Origin of the sequence: Mariniflexile sp. HMF6888 (assembly GCF_044335535.1) — a bacterium.
Classification (GTDB): domain Bacteria; phylum Bacteroidota; class Bacteroidia; order Flavobacteriales; family Flavobacteriaceae; genus Mariniflexile.
This window is the reverse complement of the sequence record NZ_JBIQVZ010000001.1, coordinates 609,223-628,785: the sequence shown is the minus strand read 5'-3', so window position 1 is coordinate 628,785 and position 19,563 is coordinate 609,223. Positions and strand designations below refer to the sequence as shown.

Sequence of the window (19,563 nt, the reverse complement as noted above, 5' to 3'; positions counted from 1 at the left end):
GCGTTAGCGATTGCAGTGGAAAGCCCGCAAGCAACGCAGGAGCGAGGACTTGCAACGAAAAGTGCGACCCTTGTGGTAACGCCCAAAATAATTAAAAGTTTTAGAAATTTATTCGTGTATTTTTGGCGAATAAAAATAAGAATTAATATTAAATAAGATTCCTGCCTTCGCAGGAAATGGGAATGAAAGTAACAGATCACATAAAAAAAGCTAACGGAAAAACATTATTCTCTTTTGAAGTGGTACCACCTCAAAAAGGCAAAAATATTCAGGATTTGTATAACAATATAGATCCGTTAATGGAGTTTAATCCGCCGTTTATTGATGTAACGACCTCTAGAGAAGAATATGTGTATGTTGATAAGGGCAACGGACTTTTGGATAAACGTATTACGCGTTTACGTCCGGGAACCGTTGGTATTTGTGCTTCCATTATGCATAAATATAAGGTAGATGCTATTCCGCATTTGTTATGTGGTGGTTTTACTAAAGAGGAAACCGAATATGTTTTGGTAGATTGTCACTATTTAGGCATTGATAATGTGGTGGCATTGCGTGGTGATTCAAGAAAAGATGAACCTTATTTTGTTCCTACCAAAGGCGGAAATGCTTTTGCAAGCGAATTGGTACAGCAAATTACAAACTTAAATAATGGTAAATATTTACACGACGAGATAGAGGTTGAACACAATTACGATTTTTGTATTGGTGTGGCTGGTTACCCAGAAAAGCACATGGAAGCACCTTCATTTAACTCCGATTTAAAGCGTTTAAAAGAAAAGGTAGATGCTGGTGCCGATTATGTTGTAACACAAATGTTTTTTGATAATAAAAAGTATTTTGACTTTGTAGAAAAAGCTAGGGAAATTGGTATTACGGTGCCTATTATTCCAGGCATTAAACCACTTGCCATTAAACGTCACTTACAAATTTTACCGCAGGTTTTTAAAATAGACTTACCCGAAGAACTTATTGAAGCGGTTGAGGCTTGTAAAGATAATATTGCTGTAAGGCAAGTAGGTATTGAATTTGCCATTCAGCAATCTAAAGAATTGAAAGCAGCAGGTGTGCCGTTTTTACATTATTACTCTATGGGTAAGAGCGATAATATAAAAGCGATTGCATCGGAATTGTTTTAATTAATCTGTTACTTTTTCGTAACTGCAAATCTTTTAATGAAGCACTTTTTAACCTACACTTTTTTAATAGTAACGCTTTTTGTTTTTTCACAAGAAAAACAACATACATCTTACTTAGATGTTAACTATTTTAGAGGTAATATAGCATTACATAACAACGATATTCTGCATTTAATTAATGGGCATCCCGAAGGTTATATATTAAGTTGGAATAAAAAAACTTATGGATTTAATGCTTGGGAACAACGTTATAATTATCCCGATTATGGTGTGACTTACATTTACCAAAACCTGAAAAATGAGGTTTTAGGTAGTAATGCATCCCTTTATGCACATTATAATTTCTATTTTTTAAATCGGAATTTAATGTTCAGAATCGGACAAGGTATTGGGTACACTCCAAATCCATATAATAAAGAAGAAAATTATAGAAACATTGCGTTTGGCACTCATTTATTGAGTAGTACCATGATGATGCTTAATTACAAAAAGGAACGAATCATTGGTGACTTTGGATTACAAGCGGGATTTTCGCTAATTCATTATTCAAACGCAAATGTGAAAGCACCAAATGCGAGCGTTAATACCATTGCTTTTAATTTGGGTGTGACCTATAATTTAGATGACGAAGCACCTGAATATATTACAACCATAGCAGATGGTGAAAAGGAAAAATTTACCCAACACATAAAGTATAATGTTGTTTTTAGAGGTGGTGTTAACGAAAGCGATGTTGTTGGTAGTGGTCAATTTCCGTTTTATATCGTTTCAGCTTATGCCGATAAACGTATTAATATTAAAAGTGCGTTGCAATTAGGAACCGATGTGTTTTTTTCAAACTTTTTAAAAGAATATATTCATTATAGGTCGGTGTCTTATCCAGAAGAGCTCATAACAGGAAATGAAGACCATAAGCGTGTTGGTGTTTTTGCTGGTCACGAACTGTTTGTTAACAAAACGTCATTGGTTACACAATTAGGGTATTATGTGTATTATCCATTCGATTTTGAAGGGAGAACCTATTTCAGAATCGGTTTAAAGCGTTATCTTAACGAAAAGTGGTTTGGTGCGCTAACTTTAAAATCGCATGGAGCAAAAGCGGAGGCTGTTGAATTAGGAATAGGTGTGAGATTATAATTTAGATGAAAAAAATAACATACATAGTGATTTCTGTTTTGATGATTGCTTGCAACAGCGAACAAGCGGGCGACTGTTTTCAAACTACAGGAACTATTATTCGACAAGAAGTTTCAGTTTCTAATTTCGATAAAATATTAGTCAATAGAGCTATTGAATTGATCATAAAAGAAGGTGCGGAGCAAAAGGTAATTATTGAAACCGGTAAAAACTTATTGAATGATGTTGAAGCGGTGGTTACCGATGGAAAACTCATTCTAACAGATAATAATAGTTGTAATTATGTGCGAGATTATGGTATTACAAAAGTGTATGTAACATCTCCAAACATCACCGAAATTAGAAGTTCTACACAATATGACGTGCGTTCCGAAGGGATTTTGACATACCCTACTTTAACTATTTTGGCGGAAGATTATAATGCTCCTGATACTTTTACCAGTGGCAATTTTAAGTTGCAAATTGATAATGTGACGTTCAGATTGGTATTTAATAACTTGTCCAATTGTTATATTTCAGGGAAAACCGATAACCTTGATATTACATTTGCAGCAGGCACATCACGTTTTGAAGGGGCTAATTTAGTGGCTCAAAACGTCACACTTTGGAACCGAAGTTCTAACGATATGATTGTAAACCCGCAACAATCTTTAGCAGGAAAAATATCTGGTACAGGTAACGTTATTTCGGTAACGCATCCACCAATTGTTGAGGTTCAAGAATTATATAAAGGACGCTTAATTTTTAATTAAATCCACCGACTGCTTAGCTATTTCCAATTCTTCATTAGTTGGAACTACCAATATTTTCGCATGAGAATCTTCTTTGTTTATAGCTCGAATGGTTCTTAAATCAGAATTATTTTTTTCAGCATCCAAATTAATTCCTAAAAACTCTAAATCTTCACAAATTAACTGGCGCATAAATTTTGAGTTTTCACCAATACCGCCCGTAAACACAATAGCATCAAGTCCGTTTAGTACTGCAGCATAACTCCCTATATATTTTTTTATTCGATAGGCGTTCATATGTAAAGCCAATATGCAATCTTTATTACCTTTCGCTGCCATAATTTCTATATCTCTTAAATCGCTATATCCAGTAAGTCCTAACATACCACTTTTTTTATTCAATAAGGTGTTTATATCCTTTAAATGATATTTTAGTTTGTCTTTTAAATAAAAAATTATGGAAGGGTCAATGTCTCCAGATCGTGTACCCATAATTAAGCCGCTAAGAGGCGAAAAACCTAAAGAATGATCAATGCTTTTTCCATTTTTTACAGCCGTCATACTGCAACCATTTCCTAAATGAATGGTGATGATTTTAGACTCTTTTTTGCCTAAAAACGCCATGGATTTTTCTGAAACATATTTATGGCTTGTTCCATGAAAACCATACAATCGGATATTATGTTCTGTTAAAAACTGATTAGGGATGGCATATTTATAGGCATGTTCTGGAATGCTTTGGTGAAAAGCGGTATCGAAAACAGCTACCTGTTTTGCTTTTGGAAAAATATCTTCGGCTACGACGATGCCTTCTAAATTAGCAGGATTATGTAAAGGTGCTAAAGATGATAAGGCTTTTATTTTCTCTTTAACTTCCTCTGTGATTTCGGTAGTGTTACTGAAATAAATACCACCATGTACTACTCTGTGGCCAACTATGGTAATATCTTCGGGCGATTTTATAACACCTACATTTTTATCTAAAAGATGCTGCGCTACTAACTTCAACCCCATTTTATGGTTTAAGATTTTCGATTCCAATTCAATGGCATCTTTACCAGTTTTAAATTTAAAAATAGCATCGTTAAAACCAATACGCTCCACAATTCCAGAGCATAAAATGGTTTCATCTGGCATTGAGAATAATTGAAACTTTAGGGAAGAACTCCCAGAATTTAATATTAATACTTGCATGTTTAATTTTCTTGAGCTTGTATAGCAGTTATTATAACGGTGCTGTAAATATCGTCTACGGTGCAACCTCTACTTAGGTCGTTAACAGGTTTGTTCAATCCTTGTAAAACTGGACCAATGGCTAGTGCACCCGTTTCACGTTGTACTGCTTTGTAAGTGTTGTTTCCTGTGTTTAGATCTGGAAAAATAAGCACGCTGGCACTACCTGCAACTTCAGAATCGGGCATTTTACTTTTTCCTATGCGCATATCAACCGCAGCATCATATTGAATGGGGCCTTCTATTTTTAAAGTTGGTGCTTCCAATTTAACTATTTCGGTTGCTTCCCTAACTTTTTCAACATCGGCACCTTTTCCCGACGCACCCGATGAGTACGATAACATAGCTACTTTAGGTTCAATTCCAAAATCTTTAGCAGTTTGCGCCGATGAAATGGCGATTTCTGCCAATTCTTGGGCATTGGGGTTTGGGTTAATGGCACAATCACCAAAAACCGAAATTCTATCTTCTAAACACATAAAGAAAATCGACGATACAATATTCACGCCCGGTTTTGTTTTAATAAACTGTAAAGCAGGGCGTAAGGTGTGTTGTGTCGTGTGTACAGCACCAGAAACCATACCGTCGGCATGCCCTTTGTAAATCATCATGGTTCCAAAATACGATACATCAGACATGGCATCTCTTGCCATTTCTAAGTTGACGTTTTTATGTTTTCTAAGTTCGTAAAAGGTGTTTACGTAATCCTCAAAATATGACGATTTTGTGGGCGATACTATATTTACGGTATTTAAGTCTAAAGAAATATCGAGCTTTTCAATACGTTCTTTAATTAATTCTTTATCACCAATAAGTGTTAATTCTACGACTTGTGCATTTATTAATCGGGCAGCGGCTTCTAAAACGCGTTCATCGTAACCTTCAGGCAATACAATATGTTTTTTGTTTTTTAAAGCACGTTGTAATAAATTGTATTGGAACATTCTCGGTGTGAATACACCCGATTCAAAGGTTATTAATCTATCGGCTAGTTTATCAGTATTCACATGTTTTTCAAAAGTTGAGATGGATGTGGTTATTTTTTCGGTGTTTTCGGCATATATTTTAGATTTAATATTTCCAATTTTGTTGGTAACTAAATACGTGCCGTCTTTTACACTAATAATGGGTACAACACTGGAAAGACCTTCAATAAGTTTTAAAATAGGTGCTTCGGGAATAAGACCGCCAGTTAAAATAATTGCTGAAATTTTAGGATAATTTTTAGATATATTGGCTTGTAACGCTCCTAAAATGATGTCGGCTCTATCGCCTGGGGTAATAACCAAAGCGTTTTCTTTTAAATGGATAAGATAGTTGCGCAATTGCATCGCACCCACACTAGAGCTGTCTATAAGGTTGTTTAGCATGTCCTTACCAAAAAGCACTTTACCATCAAGCAATTTCATAACCTCTTTTACAGTGGGACTCAATAAACTGTGGATTTTTGGAATGACCGTGATATCGGTATTGTTTATACGCTTGAGCAGTAAATTTTTTAAGTTTGAAATGTCTTCTGGGTTTACCTTGTTGGCCATTATGGAAAGTACGTCAACCTCATTTCTAAAGGTGTCATGTGCCAATTGAACGCTATCGACAATTTCTTTAAAGTCTTTTTTGTCGCCTTGCATGACTATAATAACCGGAAGCCCCAAGTTTTTTGAAATTAGAATATTTAAATCTAATTCTATACTGGAGTTTTCATGCGAAAAATCGGTGCCTTCAACTAAAACAAAATCGAAAAGTTGCTCAAGGTGTTTGAATTTTTTAATGATTTCATCAATAACCTCTCCAGATTTACCTTGGTTATATAGGTCAAGCACTTCATTTCGGGTAAAGGCAAAGGTTTTTTTATAATTGATATCAATCTCAAAATGTGAAAGTACGGTACTGATATGGTTGTCCATTTCGCCATCGTCTAAATCTTCAATAATAGGTCTGAAATATCCAACTTTGGCTGTTTTTCCTAAAAGCATACGCATTAAACCTAAAACAACAACCGATTTTCCGCTGTTTGGTTCAATGGTAGTTACATAAATTCCTTTACTCATCTGGTGTTTTGTAGTTTTATAAAGATAATTGTTTGCTTTGTTTTAAGCCAACAACATACTTATTTTTATTGTTGAAATAGTGATGCTACAAAATTAATACCTACATTTTTTAGTAAAGATGATATTGGTCATACTTCCTTTTTAATACGAAAATTTAAACAATCTCTAAATATTTGCTGGTTTATTTTGAAGTCAATTCTCTAAACAAACTTTCTAAACTCGCATTTTTTTGGTTGAGTTGTAAAATCTTTAATTTATTGTCGTGTGCAAAGTCAAATACATGCGAACGCATGTCTTGAGATGTAGAAAAAGTGATTTCATAAACAAAATCGTGCGTATTGACCACCGTTTTAACTTTTGGTAGTTTTAATAAAAAAGTATCTTCGACACGGTAATCAAACTCGACCACAACGATTTGTTGTTGGTTTTCGTGTAAGTCTTTTAGTTTTTTGTCGGCTACAATTTCACCTTTATTAATAATTATAACACGGTCACACATCGCTTCTACTTCTTGCATAATATGCGTGGAAAGAAATACGGTTTTGGTTTTGCCAATAGATTTTATAAGGTTTCTAATTTCTACCAATTGGTTGGGGTCTAAACCTGTGGTTGGTTCATCTAAAATTAAAACATCGGGGTTATGCAATAGGGCATTGGCTAAGCCCACACGCTGGCGATACCCTTTTGATAGTTGTCCGATTTTTTTGTGAGCTTCGGGGGTTAGCCCAGTAAGTTCTACAACTTCATCTATACGTGCTTTGCTAATCTTATAGATGCTAGCATTAAAAGCCAAGTATTCTTTAATATACATGTCCAAGTACAATGGATTATGCTCGGGCAAATAACCAACACTTTGTTGAACTAGCTGTTTATTAGCTTTTACATCAAAGCCATTTACGGTAGCGAAACCTTCGTTGGCATCTAAGTAAGTGGTTAAAATTTTCATCATCGTAGATTTTCCGGCGCCATTTGGTCCCAGAAAACCAACAATTTCAGGTTTTTCAACTTTAAAAGAGATGTTGTTTAGTGCTTTTTGGTTTCCGTAAAGTTTTGAAATGCCTTCTACCTGTATTGACATATTTAAAATTATTTATTCAAAAATAATGATTATATAATGTAATGTGAGTTTTGCTGTAAAATATTTAAAACTTTTAATAAATATGAAAAAAAGGTTTTAAGCTGTTTTGATTTCTTAAAATATTAATTACTTTAGCCGCATAATTATGAAGACAACAGTAGGTTATACATATTTTAGCGGATTTTATTTTTTCTTTAGCGGAAAAAACGAGACGTTGTATGTATAATTTATAAACATAAATTTTAATACTAAGTCTCGATGAAAATCGGGACTTTTTTTTGTATATGATAAAAACAGTGGCCATACAGGGCGTAAAAGGATCTTTTCATCATATTGTGTCGCAGCAATTTTTTGATAAGCCTGTTGATGCTATAGAATGTTTGACATTCGATCAAGTTGTTGATTCTTTAATAACTAAAGAAAGCGACGCTGCTATTATGGCTTTAGAGAATTCCATTGCAGGGTCTATCATTCCCAATTATGCTTTAATTAACAAATTTGGGTTGCATATTGTAGGTGAGCATTATTTAGATATTCAGCACAATTTAATGGCGTTGCCCAATCAGAATATCAAAGAAATTAAGGAAGTGTATTCGCACCCAATGGCATTGTTACAGTGTATGGAGTTTTTTAAACTACACCCACATATTAAACTGATTGAAGATAAAGACACTGCCGAGGTTGCCCAACGTATTCAAGAAAAGCAACTAAAAGGTGTTGGAGCTATTGCTAGTGCTGTGGCTGCCGAAATTTTTGAATTGGATATTTTAGCACATAGTATTCAAACTATAAGACATAACGAAACACGTTTTGTAATTGTAAAGCGTACAAATTCTGAAGTGCCGGAAAACCAAATTAATAAAGCGTCGGTTAAATTTGAAGCAGACCATAAAAGAGGAAGTTTAGCCGCTATTTTAAATGTGATGAGCGATTGTAAATTGAATTTAACGAAAATACAATCGTTGCCAATTGTTGAAACACCATGGAAATACGCCTTTTTTGTTGATGTTACTTTTGAAACGTATAACGAATTTAAAAAGGCAAAATCTATTATAGAAATTATGGCACAAGGATTTAAAGTTTTGGGTGAATATAAAAATGCCAAGATATGATTGAAGCAGCTAACAGATTAAACACCGTTGAAGAATACTATTTCTCAAAAAAATTGAGAGAAGTGAATTTGCTTATTGCAAGTGGTAAGCCTATTATCAATTTAGGTATAGGTAGCCCCGATATGCAACCGCCACAAAAGGTCATTGATGCTTTAAATGAAGGGTTTTCTAATCCAAGTGCGCATAAATATCAAAGTTACCAAGGGTTGCCTGAGTTGAGAGAAGCCATTGCAGGATTTTATAAAGCACATTTTCATGTGAATTTAAGCCCTTCAACAGAAGTGTTGCCGTTAATGGGAAGTAAGGAAGGAATTATGCATATTTCTATGGCATATTTGAATGAAGGGGATGAAGTTTTAATACCAAATCCTGGGTATCCAACCTACCAATCGGTTACAAATTTAGTTGGTGCAGTTCCGGTTTTTTATGAACTGGATGAAGCTAACAATTGGTTGCCTGATTTTAAGGCTTTAGAGAAATTGGATTTAAGTAAAGTGAAAATAATGTGGGTTAATTACCCACACATGCCGACAGGTGCACAACCAAGCAAATTTTTATTTGAAGAGTTGGTGGCCTTTGGTAAAAAACATGATATTTTAATTGTTAACGACAACCCATACAGTTTTGTTTTAAACGATACATATAAAAGTATATTAGAAGTTAAAGGTGCTAAAGACGTTTGTTTGGAGTTGAATTCGTTAAGCAAAACCTTTAACATGGCAGGATGGCGTGTAGGTATGGTGGTTGGTGACAGTACACACATTAATAATGTTTTAAAGGTAAAAAGCAATATGGATTCCGGAATGTTTTATGGCATTCAAAAAGGAGCTATCGAAGCTTTAAAATGTTCACAAATGTGGTTCGTTACCTTGAACAATGTTTACAAACAGCGTAGGGATTTAGTATGGCAATTAGCCGATGCGTTAAATTGTACTTACGATAAAAATGCGACAGGATTATTTGTTTGGGCAAAATTACCATCAGGTATAAAATCGGAAGCATTTATAGATTTGGTACTTAAGAACAATCATATATTTATCACACCAGGAACTATTTTTGGTAGTAAAGGTGAAGGGTACATACGGTTTTCGTTATGTGCTTCAACCGAGGTTTTAGAAGAAGCCATTACAAGAGTAAATAATTAATAATTGATATTTCTTCCCTTAGGGAAGATGTCTCAAAGAGACAGAAGGAATGAAAAACATATACATCATAGGAGTTGGGTTAATAGGCGGAAGTCTTGCTATTGATATTAAAAATAAATATCCAGATGTGGTTATTCATGGTATCAGTAGAAAAGAAACAACGCTTGACGAAGCATTAGCTCTTAAATTAATTGATAAAAAAGCAACATTAGACGATATTGTTCATGCCGATTTAGTCATTATTTCAATACCTGTTGATGCTACGGTAAAATTATTGCCGTTAATTTTAGATAAAATACAAGATACTGGTTTGGTGGTAGATGCTGGATCGACAAAAGCCGATATTTGTAAAGTGGTTGAAAATCACCCCAAACGCCGTAATTTTTTAGCAATGCACCCTATTGCGGGTACTGAATATTCGGGACCTAGTGCAGCAATTCCTGATTTGTTTGTTGGAAAAACAAATATTATTTGTGAAGTTGAAAAAACAACATTCAAGCTTCAAGAAAAAGCTTTAGAGTTGTTTAAATCTATTGGCATGCGTATTCGTTATATGAATCCGGAAGCACACGACAAACACATTGCTTACATGTCGCATTTATCGCATATAAGTTCTTTTATGCTGGGTAAAACGGTTATTGAGAAAGAAAGAAATGAACGCGATATTTTTGATATGGCTGGAAGTGGATTTGCTTCAACGGTACGATTAGCAAAAAGTTCACCTGAAATGTGGACACCCATTTTTAAACAAAATAAACAAAACGTTATAGAAACATTAGAAGAATACATCTACAATTTGACGCATTTTAAAGACTTAATGAAGAGTGACGATTTTGAAGCTATCTTTAATGAAATGAAAGAAACCAATCATATAAAAGATATTTTAAACGGAATAAATTAAAGTAAAATCAATATAAAAAAATTATTTTGAAACATGTGATGCCCCACATTTAGTAGATTTAAAGTAAATTAAATAAAATGGAAAACAAAAAAGAAATGAGAACGTGGTTAGATGATTTAAATTTAAGTCATCCACTGGTAATTGCAGGACCTTGTAGTGCTGAAACAGAAGAGCAAGTATTAAAAATAGCACATGAGCTAAAAGATACAGATGTAAGTTATTTTAGAGCAGGTATCTGGAAACCAAGAACACGTCCAGGCATGTTTGAAGGCGTTGGTGCATTAGGCTTAAAATGGTTGCAAAAAGTAAGGCAAGAAACAGGTATGAAAATTTGTACCGAAGTTGCAAACGCTGCCCATGTAAAATTAGCTTTAGAGCATGATGTCGATTTGCTTTGGATCGGTGCACGTTCTACAGTGAGTCCATTTATCATGCAAGAAATTGCCGATGCTTTAGAAGGGACCGATAAACCAGTGCTAATTAAAAACCCTGTAAACCCAGATTTATCCTTATGGTTAGGTGGTATTGAAAGAATTTACAAAGCAGGTGTTAAAAATATTGGTGCGATTCACAGAGGGTTTTCAACATATGAAAAAACAAAATACAGAAACAATCCAGAGTGGCAAATGGCTATTGAGTTTCAAAACAAATATCCAGACATTCCTTTAATTAATGACCCGTCGCATATTACAGGAAAACGTGATATGATTTTTGATGTATCCCAAACGGCTTTGGATTTGAATTTTGATGGATTAATGATTGAAACCCATTACGATCCAGATAATGCTTGGAGTGATGCGTCTCAACAAGTAACACCAAAAACCTTAGTTCAAATTATGAAAGATTTGAAAATAAGAAAAGAAACGGATCCGGAAGTAGATTATAATAAAAAACTTGATAATTTAAGAGCACAGATTGATGTGGTTGATAACCAAATTATCGAATTGTTAGGTAAACGTATGAAAGCTGCCGATGGTATTGGAGCACTTAAAAAACAGAAAAACGTTGCCGTTTTACAAAGTAAACGTTGGAACGAAATTTTAGGAAAAATGGTCATTGAAGGAGAAGCTCAAGGGTTAAGTGAAGAGTTCATTTTAAAAATGTTTAAAGCCATTCACCAAGAATCTATCAATCATCAGGAGAAGATAATTAATGGTTAATAAAAAAAAACGCCTCACAACTGTGAGGCGTTTTTTTTATGCGCCCTTATTTGTTGTGAATTGCTTTAGCTCATTAAATATTATTTTAAATTGGTATTCGCTGATTTACGCTTCGCTTCAATTCAAAATTGGTTTTTACTTATAATTCCCAACTGATGGCTGTGACTGTAAAAAGTCTAATTCTATATTCCTATTGAGTTTGTCGAAATATTTTAACTTACTGGTGATTAATATCGGTTTCGGCAAGCTCAACCTGACAAATTAAATTTAAAGGACTTTTTTGGCAGCCTCTTTTTGTTTTATATCTTGAACTCGTTTAAAGTTTTTCAGTTTGCTAAAAAATTGCTGATTTCAGCTCTGTTTTTGCCTTTTCTTCCTTCCGTAGCACTGCTATGCAACTCAAAAAAGTTTTCAACAAAACTAAAACCTCTTAATTTTCACTTATTTTCAAAAACTTTAAATGAGTTCCTTTTCTAAACGTTATAATAATTCCAAAGTACGTTCTAAAGCCATGCCTCGCGACCCTTTTATTAAAAGTGTTGTGTTTTTAACTTGGGTGATATCAAAATCATTTTTAAATGCATCGAAGGTTTTAAATGGAATGATCTTTTTTGATTTGACTACGGTTTTATAAAAATTCTCACCTATTAGTATGGCCTTGTCGTAGTTTAAGGTTTCTAAGAGTTCTACAATGTTTTGATGTTCTATTGTGGCATCTTGTCCCAATTCAAACATATCGCCTAAAATGGCAATTTTTGAAGTGTCATTAAGTTTTTCAAAGTTTAATAAAGCAGCCTGCATGCTGGTTGGATTGGCGTTGTAGGCATCCAAAATAATTTTATTTGATGCTTTTAATAAAACTTGAGAACGGTTATTGTTGGGTATATAGTTTTCTATAGCAGATTTAATGGCTTTATCTTCAACTTTAAAATAATTAGCAATTGCTATAGCCGCAGCGATGTTATTGAAGTTGTATTCGCCAATTAGATGGCTTTGAATGGTTAAATTATTATAGCTAACGCATACATTTGGTTGTGCTTCAATAAAACTGATTTGAATATCAAAATCGTCATTGTTTCCAAATATATATGCATTTGATTGTTTGGTTTTTTCAAGCTGAATGGCATCGTTTCCATTTACAAAAATGGTTTTATTGTTTTCAATTAAAAAATTGTAAAGTTCACTCTTTCCTTTAATAATGCCTTCAACACTTCCAAATCCTTCTAAATGTGCCTTTCCAAAATTAGTAATATAGCCATAATCCGGTTTTGCAATGTTGCATAAAAACTCAATTTCTTTTAAGTGATTAGCACCCATTTCAACAATACCAATCTCGGTATTTTTGGTCATTGAAAGTAGCGTTAAAGGGACACCTATATGGTTGTTTAAATTGCCAACTGTTGCAGTGGTTCTATATTTTTGGGATAGGGTAGCGTTTATAAGTTCTTTGGTGGTTGTTTTGCCATTGCTACCCGTAAGTGCTATAATGGGAATGTTTAAAAATGTTCGATGAAATGCTGCTAACTCTTGAAGTGTTTCAAGCACGTTATCGACTAGAATGGTCTGAGTATTTTTATAATACTCGGGTTCGTCAATAATAACATATTTTGCACCAAGATTTATAGCTTGTGCGGCATATGTGTTTCCATTGAAATTATCGCCTTTAAGAGCGAAAAACATGTCATTTTCTTTTATTTTTCGAGTATCTGTGCATGCTGAATAACATTCTAAGAATAAGGTGTGCAGTTGTTGAATTTTCAAGAGTAAAAAGCTTTTAATTATAAAATTAAATGTATTAAAAAAGTCCTAACATTTGCTAGGACTTTGAGTAATATTTAAAAGAATTTATAAGAGACTGTTTAAATTAATTCTTTGTTTTATTTTTTTCTTTGGATTTTGAACCAACACGAGACATGGCACATCTAAATCCAATATAATCGGTAGCCATATCTTGAGGGAAATAGCGTCTTTGAGCCGGGTCTAACCAGTACTCTCTGTCTTTCCAAGAACCACCTTTGTAAACTCGAACTTCATCATTTATTAAAGAAGTTCTCGTGTTGGATTTATCATATTCTCTAATGATATTTCCTAATGAATCTCTACTAATAACATTTTTAGGTGAGTTATACATTTTACTGGTTTGGGAAGCTTTAGTGTTTCCATTCTCATCATCTTCATTGAAACTTTCAAAATTACGTGAAGATCGTTTGTCACCATCTCTAAAGTTTATTTGGTTACTCTTATCAAAGTTGGTGCGTAAATAAGTTTCGTTTTCATCAATAGGTACTTGTAATATTTCTCCTGGTAAGTCTCTAGCAACTACTTTACCGTTTGATAAAGTATCATAAACAATATCGTCAGCAGTTACTACTTTTACGGTACCATCTTCATTGATGGCATTTTTTGTGTAAACGTTACCTCTGTAGTAGTTGAAATCGTTAAACTCATCATCTATAATTGGTCTATAAACATCGGCTACCCATTCGGCAACATTTCCGGCCATATCATATAAACCAAAGTCGTTAGGTGCGTATGATTTTACTTTGTTTGTAATATCTGCACCATCGTCGGACCATCCTGCAATACCGCCATAATCACCTTTGCCTTGCTTAAAGTTAGCCAATTGGTCTCCTCGGTATTTGCGAGAATCGTTACGTGTATATTGTCCATCCCATGGGTATTTTTTACGTCCACGGTACAAATTATAACTTCTAATTTCACTTAAACCTAAAGCGGCATATTCCCACTCAGTTTCGGTTGGGAGTCTATATTTTGGTGTAATTAGACCCGTTTCTCTGGTTGCATAGATATTACTTTCGTTACCGTCTGCATCCGTTCTAACAAATCTTTTATTGCCTCGCTCTGGGTTAATAATTTCTTCGTTGCCTCCGTAAGTTAAACTAGGTGCGTTTATGTAGGTGTCTGTGTTGAATGTAGATTCGGCATTAACATCAACTATTTTAGCATCACGTTTTAAGTAGCCTGCTTGTTCTAAATTATATTCATTAACACGGTCTGATCTCCAATTAGCAAATTCGACAGCTTGTATCCAGCTTACACCAACTACAGGATATTCTCCATAGCCTGGGTGACGTAAATAGTTATCTGTCATCACTTCATTGTAACCTAATCGGTTTCTCCAAACAAGTGTGTCTGGTAATGCACCGTTATAAATGGCTCTAAAATTTTCATCAGACGGTGGGTAAACACGCTTAATCCAATCTAAATACTCCATGTACATAGCATTGGTGACCTCTGTTTCGTCCATGTAAAACGACTGAACGTGTTGTTGGTTAGGGGTGTTGTTCCAATCGTGCATCACATCGTCCTGAACGCGACCTTTTGTGAAAGTTCCACCTTCAACAAATACCAATCCTGGAGAAGTTTCTTGTTCTTTAAAGTCAGTATTGTACTGAAAACCACCCTCTCTGGAGTTTATTTGCCATCCGGTAGCTCTAGAACTATTCTTTGAACTCGAAGATTTTTTACAACCAGTTGTAGCTATAGTTAATGCTAAAACTAATAAAACCTTGAATGCTACTACTTTTTTCATATCCATACGTTTAAGTAAGCTAATAATATTTTTGGTGCTGCAATATAAGAATTAAACCGAATACTGCAAGCTATTTTCTGCATTTTATCTAAAAAAAAGTGTATTTCACCCTATTTTTTAGTCATTACAACGATGTTTTTGCTGTTTTTCACCGTTCATTTGAGTTATATTAACGTATGATTTACTCATTTATTATTGTATTTTTGTTTCAGTTTTTAATTTTGTTATTTTTTTAATAATAACACGACATTAATAACGTTATTTTAGCAATGAAAGAGAAAATTTTACTTCTATTATACATTAGTTGTTCTGTTGTGTTTGCGCAACAACAAAAGTTTACTATCAATTGGGAGTCTTCTCAAAAGATCTCTGGCGGTACTTATACGTTAGAAATCCCATCTTTTAATAAAGAAAATTTCAGTTTTGGTTTTGATGAAGGGTTACAGTTCGTAGCGCAATGGCCTGTTTCAAATACCGTAAACGAATCTTCAATTGCAGTTAGTAATGTTTCTTATGTATCTATTTCTAAAAACGATTTAAAGGATTTAGATGTTAATACCATTCCTGCGCAATTAACTTTCAGTTTAAAAAATTCCATAGCACGAGATAAGCAGTTTGCTGTTTTTAGATTATCACCTATTATAAAAGAAGCAAACGGGAGTTATAAAAAAGTAACGTCTTTTCAAATTAATTATACAGTAGGTGGTAACACCAATAGAATTTCTTCATTAAACAAAATAAGTAAAAGCAATGCCATTACAAATTCGGTTTTAAGTACTGGTGAATGGTACCGATTTTACGTAGATACTACGGGTGTTTTTAAATTATCGAAAAGTTTTTTACAACGTTTGGGTGTTAAAGTGAATGAGGTAGATCCAAGAACCATTAAATTGTATGGTAATGGAGGACGCATGATTCCAAATTCCAATGCGGTTGCATATCCGTTTGACATTGAAGAAAGTGCTATCAAGTTTGTGGGGGAGACCGATGGCGTTTTTAATAATGAAGATTATATTTTGTTTTATGCCGAAGGACCAAAAGGCTATAATGTAGAAAGCAACACCAATATAAATTGTTTTACCGATAAAACATACTATTATATTAATGTGAGTTCGGGCTTAGGGAAACGTATGCAGCCATTTACACAGCCAACAGGTTCTGTAAACTTAGAAATTAATACGTATGAAGATTATAAATTTCACGAAATTGATCAATATAACATTGCCTTTTTAGGAAGGCGTTGGTTTGGAGACCGTTTTGATATTGATACAAACAAAACATTTACTTTTGATTTTCCGGATTTAGTTACTTCAATACCAGTAAGGTTAAAGGTTTATGTGGCATCGGCTTCATCGACACAAACATCTATGCAATTGTTGGTTAATGGGGCATCTATAACGACGTTATCTATAGCGGGTGCGTCTAGTCCAAGTTTGGCAAATGAAGCTGCTTATAATAATACGGTTAATGTAAATACCTCTAAAATAGTGGTAGGGCTGAATTACAACAAGCAAGGAAACCCAAGTGCATTGGGGTATTTAGACTATATTTCTATTGAAGCCACTCGGGCATTAAATTTTAATGATAAACAATTTCAGTTTAAAAATAGTATGGTAACATCGGCGTCAGGTATCGGTCAATATACCATATCCAATGCTGCCAAAATTTCTGAAGTATGGGATGTCACCGATATTTATAATGTGTCAAATTTTTTAAATCCCGAGGCGACTTCAAGTTTAAGTTTTACAGCAAACATGGGTGTTTTAAAAACCTACGTTGCAGTGACTCCGCAAGATTATTTTGAACCTAAATTCGATTCTAAAACAACAATAGCGAATCAAAACATAAAAGGAACGGTGTTTTTAAATAGTCAAGGAGAGTTTCAAGATGTCGATTATATTATCGTAGCACCCAACAATATGCTTGCTCAAGCAGAACGATTGGCTCAGATAAATAGGAATCAATACAATTTAAATGTGAAAGTTTTTGGGCTAGACGACATTTATAATGAGTTTAGCACAGGCAATCAAGATGTTGGAGCTATTCGGAATTTAGTTAAATATGTTTACGATAATGCCAGTGCTCCAGAGAAAAAAATAAAATACCTGTGCTTATTTGGTGATGGCTCTTTCGATTATAAAAACAGAGTACCCAACAACACCAACATAGTGCCTTCATGGCACTCTTATAGTAGTTTTAATTTAACAAGTTCTTTTGTGTCTGATGACTTTTATGGCATGATGGATGCCAATGAAGGTACTATGTCAACAAACGATAAGTTAGATATAGCTGTTGGTAGAATTTTGACCGACACCCCACAACGTGCCAAAGAATTAGTTGATAAAATAGAATTGTATTACAGTAAAGAGTCTTTTGGCAGCTGGCGGAATAATTTTGTAGTGGTTTCTGATGATGTTGATCAAGATTGGGAAGGAATATTGCAAGAAACTACTGATAATGTAGGTAATTTGGTTACGCAGAATAAGCCATTTATGAATGTGGTTAAAATCCATTCAGATGCTTACAAACAAGAAACATCTGCTGGTGGTAATAGATATCCACAAGTAACTAATGAGCTGGTAAATGCTATTGATAATGGTGCGCTTGTGGTTAATTATTTTGGTCATGGCGGAGAAGATGGGTTGGCTCAAGAACGTATTTTGTTAAAAACCGATATAGAAGGATTTCGTAATTTCAACAAATTTAATTGCTTTGTAACAGTAACCTGTGAGTTTACAAAGTTTGATAATCCGTATAAAGAAACGGCTGGCGAGTTTACTTATTGGAACAAACAAGCAGGTGCCATTGGCTTAATTACCACAACAAGGCAAATATTTGTGAATTTTGCCATTTCGTTTAATAATTTATTGGGGCAATATTTGTTTTCTTACAGCGATAACGATACTTATGAAGATTATGAATATCCTTCAATGGCTGAAGCTTTAAGGTTGACAAAAAACAATCCTTCAATAACAGGTCAAAGTCAAAATCGATTAATCTTTTTTATTGGCGACCCCGCCATGAAGTTGGCATTTCCTAAGCCTAATGTTCAACTTACAAAAATTAATGATGTGCCCATTGGACAATCAACCGATACTTTAAAAGCGTTGAGTTATGTGAAACTTGCAGGTGAGGTAACCGATTTGTCAGGAAGTTTACTTACTAATTATAACGGTACACTTGCTGTAACCATTTACGATAAAGATATCGATAGGCAAACATTGGCAAATGACGGCACGCGATTAAATGGCGAATTGGTAAAGTTAGATTTTAAAACCCTTGGCGAAATTATTTTCAGAGGGCAAGCATCGGTAAAAAATGGGCTGTTTGAATTCGATTTTGTGGTGCCAAAAGATATTAGCATTCCTGTTGGTTTTGGGAAGGTGAGTTTTTATTCAAAAAATGATGCCCTGTTAGAAGATCAAGCAGGTGCAAGCGTCAACACTGTTAAAATTGGCGGATTGAATAGCAATGCTGAAGAAGACAATATAGGACCTGTAATTGTTCTTTACATGAACGATGAAAACTTTGTATCTGGTGGTATAACCAACGAATCACCCACGTTATTAGCAAAGTTAGAAGATGCAAACGGTATTAATACGGCAAGTGGTATTGGGCACGATATTGTAGCCATTATTGATGGCGATGAGACAAACCCAATAATTTTAAACGATTATTACCAAACCGAAGTTGACGATTATCAAAAAGGCGTCGTTAGTTTTCCGTTTCGGGATTTAGAGCCAGGTCTTCATACATTAACACTTAAAGCTTGGGATGTGTATAATAATTCATCAATAGCTGAAATTCAATTTGTTGTGTATGATAAAGATGAAGTTTTACAAATAAATAACGTACTTAATTACCCAAACCCGTTTGTAAATTATACCGAATTTTGGTTTAATCACAATAGTTCAGCACCTTTAAACGTTTCTATACAGATATTCACCGTCTCAGGTAAGTTGGTAAGAACCTTAAACGGGCAAACGTCTGGTGGAGCCATAACCAACAGTTCATTGTCAAGAGATCTTGTTTGGGACGGTAGAGACGATTTTGGAGATAGAATTGGTAAAGGCGTTTATATTTATAAGCTAACAGTCCAGTCCGAACTCCTCAATAAAAAAGTAGAAAAAATAGAGAAACTTGTAATACTATGAACCCATTTAGATTTTTTGGATTGAAGCGAAAATTATTCATTTTGTGTCCATTTGAAGGCTTTTTTGAGTTGCATAGCAGGGCTACGGAAGGAAAAGAAGATGAAGAATGGGTGCAAAAGGGCAATTTTTTAGCCAATTGAAAAAGTTTAAATGAGTTCAATAATAAACA

14 protein-coding genes are annotated in these 19,563 nt (G+C 34.2%); 9 read left to right on the top strand and 5 right to left on the bottom strand.

The genetic code is table 11. From position 1 onward, the window contains the following. Positions 1-182 precede the first annotated feature (182 nt). The 3 genes from metF to ACGLWY_RS02995 are packed head-to-tail and all read left to right on the top strand — an operon-like array spanning position 183 to position 3,028. Positions 183-1,139, top strand: a complete 957-nt coding sequence (gene metF / locus ACGLWY_RS03005; protein ID WP_396618185.1) for a methylenetetrahydrofolate reductase [NAD(P)H] — start codon at positions 183-185, stop codon at positions 1,137-1,139. Positions 1,140-1,175: 36 nt separating this feature from the next. Next, positions 1,176-2,276 carry an acyloxyacyl hydrolase gene (locus ACGLWY_RS03000; RefSeq protein WP_396618184.1) on the top strand — a complete coding sequence of 367 codons (1,101 nt, stop codon included), beginning with the start codon at positions 1,176-1,178 and terminating at the stop codon, positions 2,274-2,276. 5 nt (positions 2,277-2,281) lie between these two features. Then, positions 2,282-3,028: a head GIN domain-containing protein gene (locus ACGLWY_RS02995; RefSeq protein ID WP_396618183.1), complete on the top strand. Its 747-nt coding sequence runs from the start codon at positions 2,282-2,284 to the stop codon at positions 3,026-3,028. Here ACGLWY_RS02995 and ACGLWY_RS02990 read toward each other — a convergent pair. The 3 genes from ACGLWY_RS02990 to gldA all read right to left on the bottom strand — a co-directional run bounded on the left by ACGLWY_RS02990 (position 3,014) and on the right by gldA (position 7,369). After that, on the bottom strand, positions 3,014-4,201 hold the full coding sequence (locus ACGLWY_RS02990; RefSeq protein WP_396618182.1) for an acetate/propionate family kinase: 1,188 nt from the start codon (positions 4,199-4,201) through the stop codon (positions 3,014-3,016). The two genes, ACGLWY_RS02995 and ACGLWY_RS02990, sit on opposite strands and share 15 nt — an antisense overlap. Before the next feature lie 2 nt (positions 4,202-4,203). Beyond that, positions 4,204-6,291: a phosphate acetyltransferase gene (gene pta / locus ACGLWY_RS02985; protein ID WP_396618181.1), complete on the bottom strand. Its 2,088-nt coding sequence runs from the start codon at positions 6,289-6,291 to the stop codon at positions 4,204-4,206. A gap of 181 nt (positions 6,292-6,472) precedes the next feature. Continuing rightward, positions 6,473-7,369, bottom strand: a complete 897-nt coding sequence (gene gldA, locus ACGLWY_RS02980; protein ID WP_396618180.1) for a gliding motility-associated ABC transporter ATP-binding subunit GldA — start codon at positions 7,367-7,369, stop codon at positions 6,473-6,475. A gap of 284 nt (positions 7,370-7,653) precedes the next feature. Here gldA and ACGLWY_RS02975 point away from each other — a divergent pair, with 284 nt between their 5' ends. The 4 genes from ACGLWY_RS02975 (at position 7,654) to ACGLWY_RS02960 (ending at position 11,687) form a co-directional block, all read left to right on the top strand. Then, complete coding sequence (locus ACGLWY_RS02975) at positions 7,654-8,481, top strand: prephenate dehydratase (RefSeq protein WP_396618179.1); 828 nt, start codon at positions 7,654-7,656, stop codon at positions 8,479-8,481. After that, positions 8,478-9,626 (top strand): pyridoxal phosphate-dependent aminotransferase, encoded by a 1,149-nt coding sequence (locus ACGLWY_RS02970; protein ID WP_396618178.1) that lies wholly within the window; start codon positions 8,478-8,480, stop codon positions 9,624-9,626. The genes ACGLWY_RS02975 and ACGLWY_RS02970 overlap by 4 nt, the downstream gene beginning before the upstream one ends. Positions 9,627-9,675: 49 nt before the next feature. Next, positions 9,676-10,527 (top strand): prephenate dehydrogenase, encoded by an 852-nt coding sequence (locus ACGLWY_RS02965; RefSeq protein ID WP_396618177.1) that lies wholly within the window; start codon positions 9,676-9,678, stop codon positions 10,525-10,527. Between the two features lie 77 nt (positions 10,528-10,604). Continuing rightward, positions 10,605-11,687 (top strand): chorismate mutase, encoded by a 1,083-nt coding sequence (locus ACGLWY_RS02960; protein ID WP_396618176.1) that lies wholly within the window; start codon positions 10,605-10,607, stop codon positions 11,685-11,687. A 480-nt stretch (positions 11,688-12,167) separates the two neighbouring features. Here the strand turns inward: ACGLWY_RS02960 and murF are convergent, their stop codons facing one another. Both murF and gldJ read right to left on the bottom strand, forming a co-directional pair. Beyond that, positions 12,168-13,448 (bottom strand): UDP-N-acetylmuramoyl-tripeptide--D-alanyl-D-alanine ligase, encoded by a 1,281-nt coding sequence (gene murF / locus ACGLWY_RS02955; RefSeq protein WP_396618175.1) that lies wholly within the window; start codon positions 13,446-13,448, stop codon positions 12,168-12,170. Between the two features lie 103 nt (positions 13,449-13,551). Further along, complete coding sequence (gene gldJ / locus ACGLWY_RS02950) at positions 13,552-15,246, bottom strand: gliding motility lipoprotein GldJ (RefSeq protein ID WP_396618174.1); 1,695 nt, start codon at positions 15,244-15,246, stop codon at positions 13,552-13,554. Positions 15,247-15,509: 263 nt separating this feature from the next. Here gldJ and porU point away from each other — a divergent pair, with 263 nt between their 5' ends. Continuing rightward, positions 15,510-19,394 carry a type IX secretion system sortase PorU gene (gene porU, locus ACGLWY_RS02945; RefSeq protein WP_396618173.1) on the top strand — a complete coding sequence of 1,295 codons (3,885 nt, stop codon included), beginning with the start codon at positions 15,510-15,512 and terminating at the stop codon, positions 19,392-19,394. Next, the gene (locus tag ACGLWY_RS02940; protein ID WP_396618172.1) at positions 19,391-19,534 is read left to right on the top strand and encodes a hypothetical protein; all 144 of its coding nucleotides are present in this window, start codon (positions 19,391-19,393) and stop codon (positions 19,532-19,534) included. Before porU ends, ACGLWY_RS02940 begins: the two co-directional genes overlap by 4 nt. Positions 19,535-19,563 lie beyond the last annotated feature (29 nt).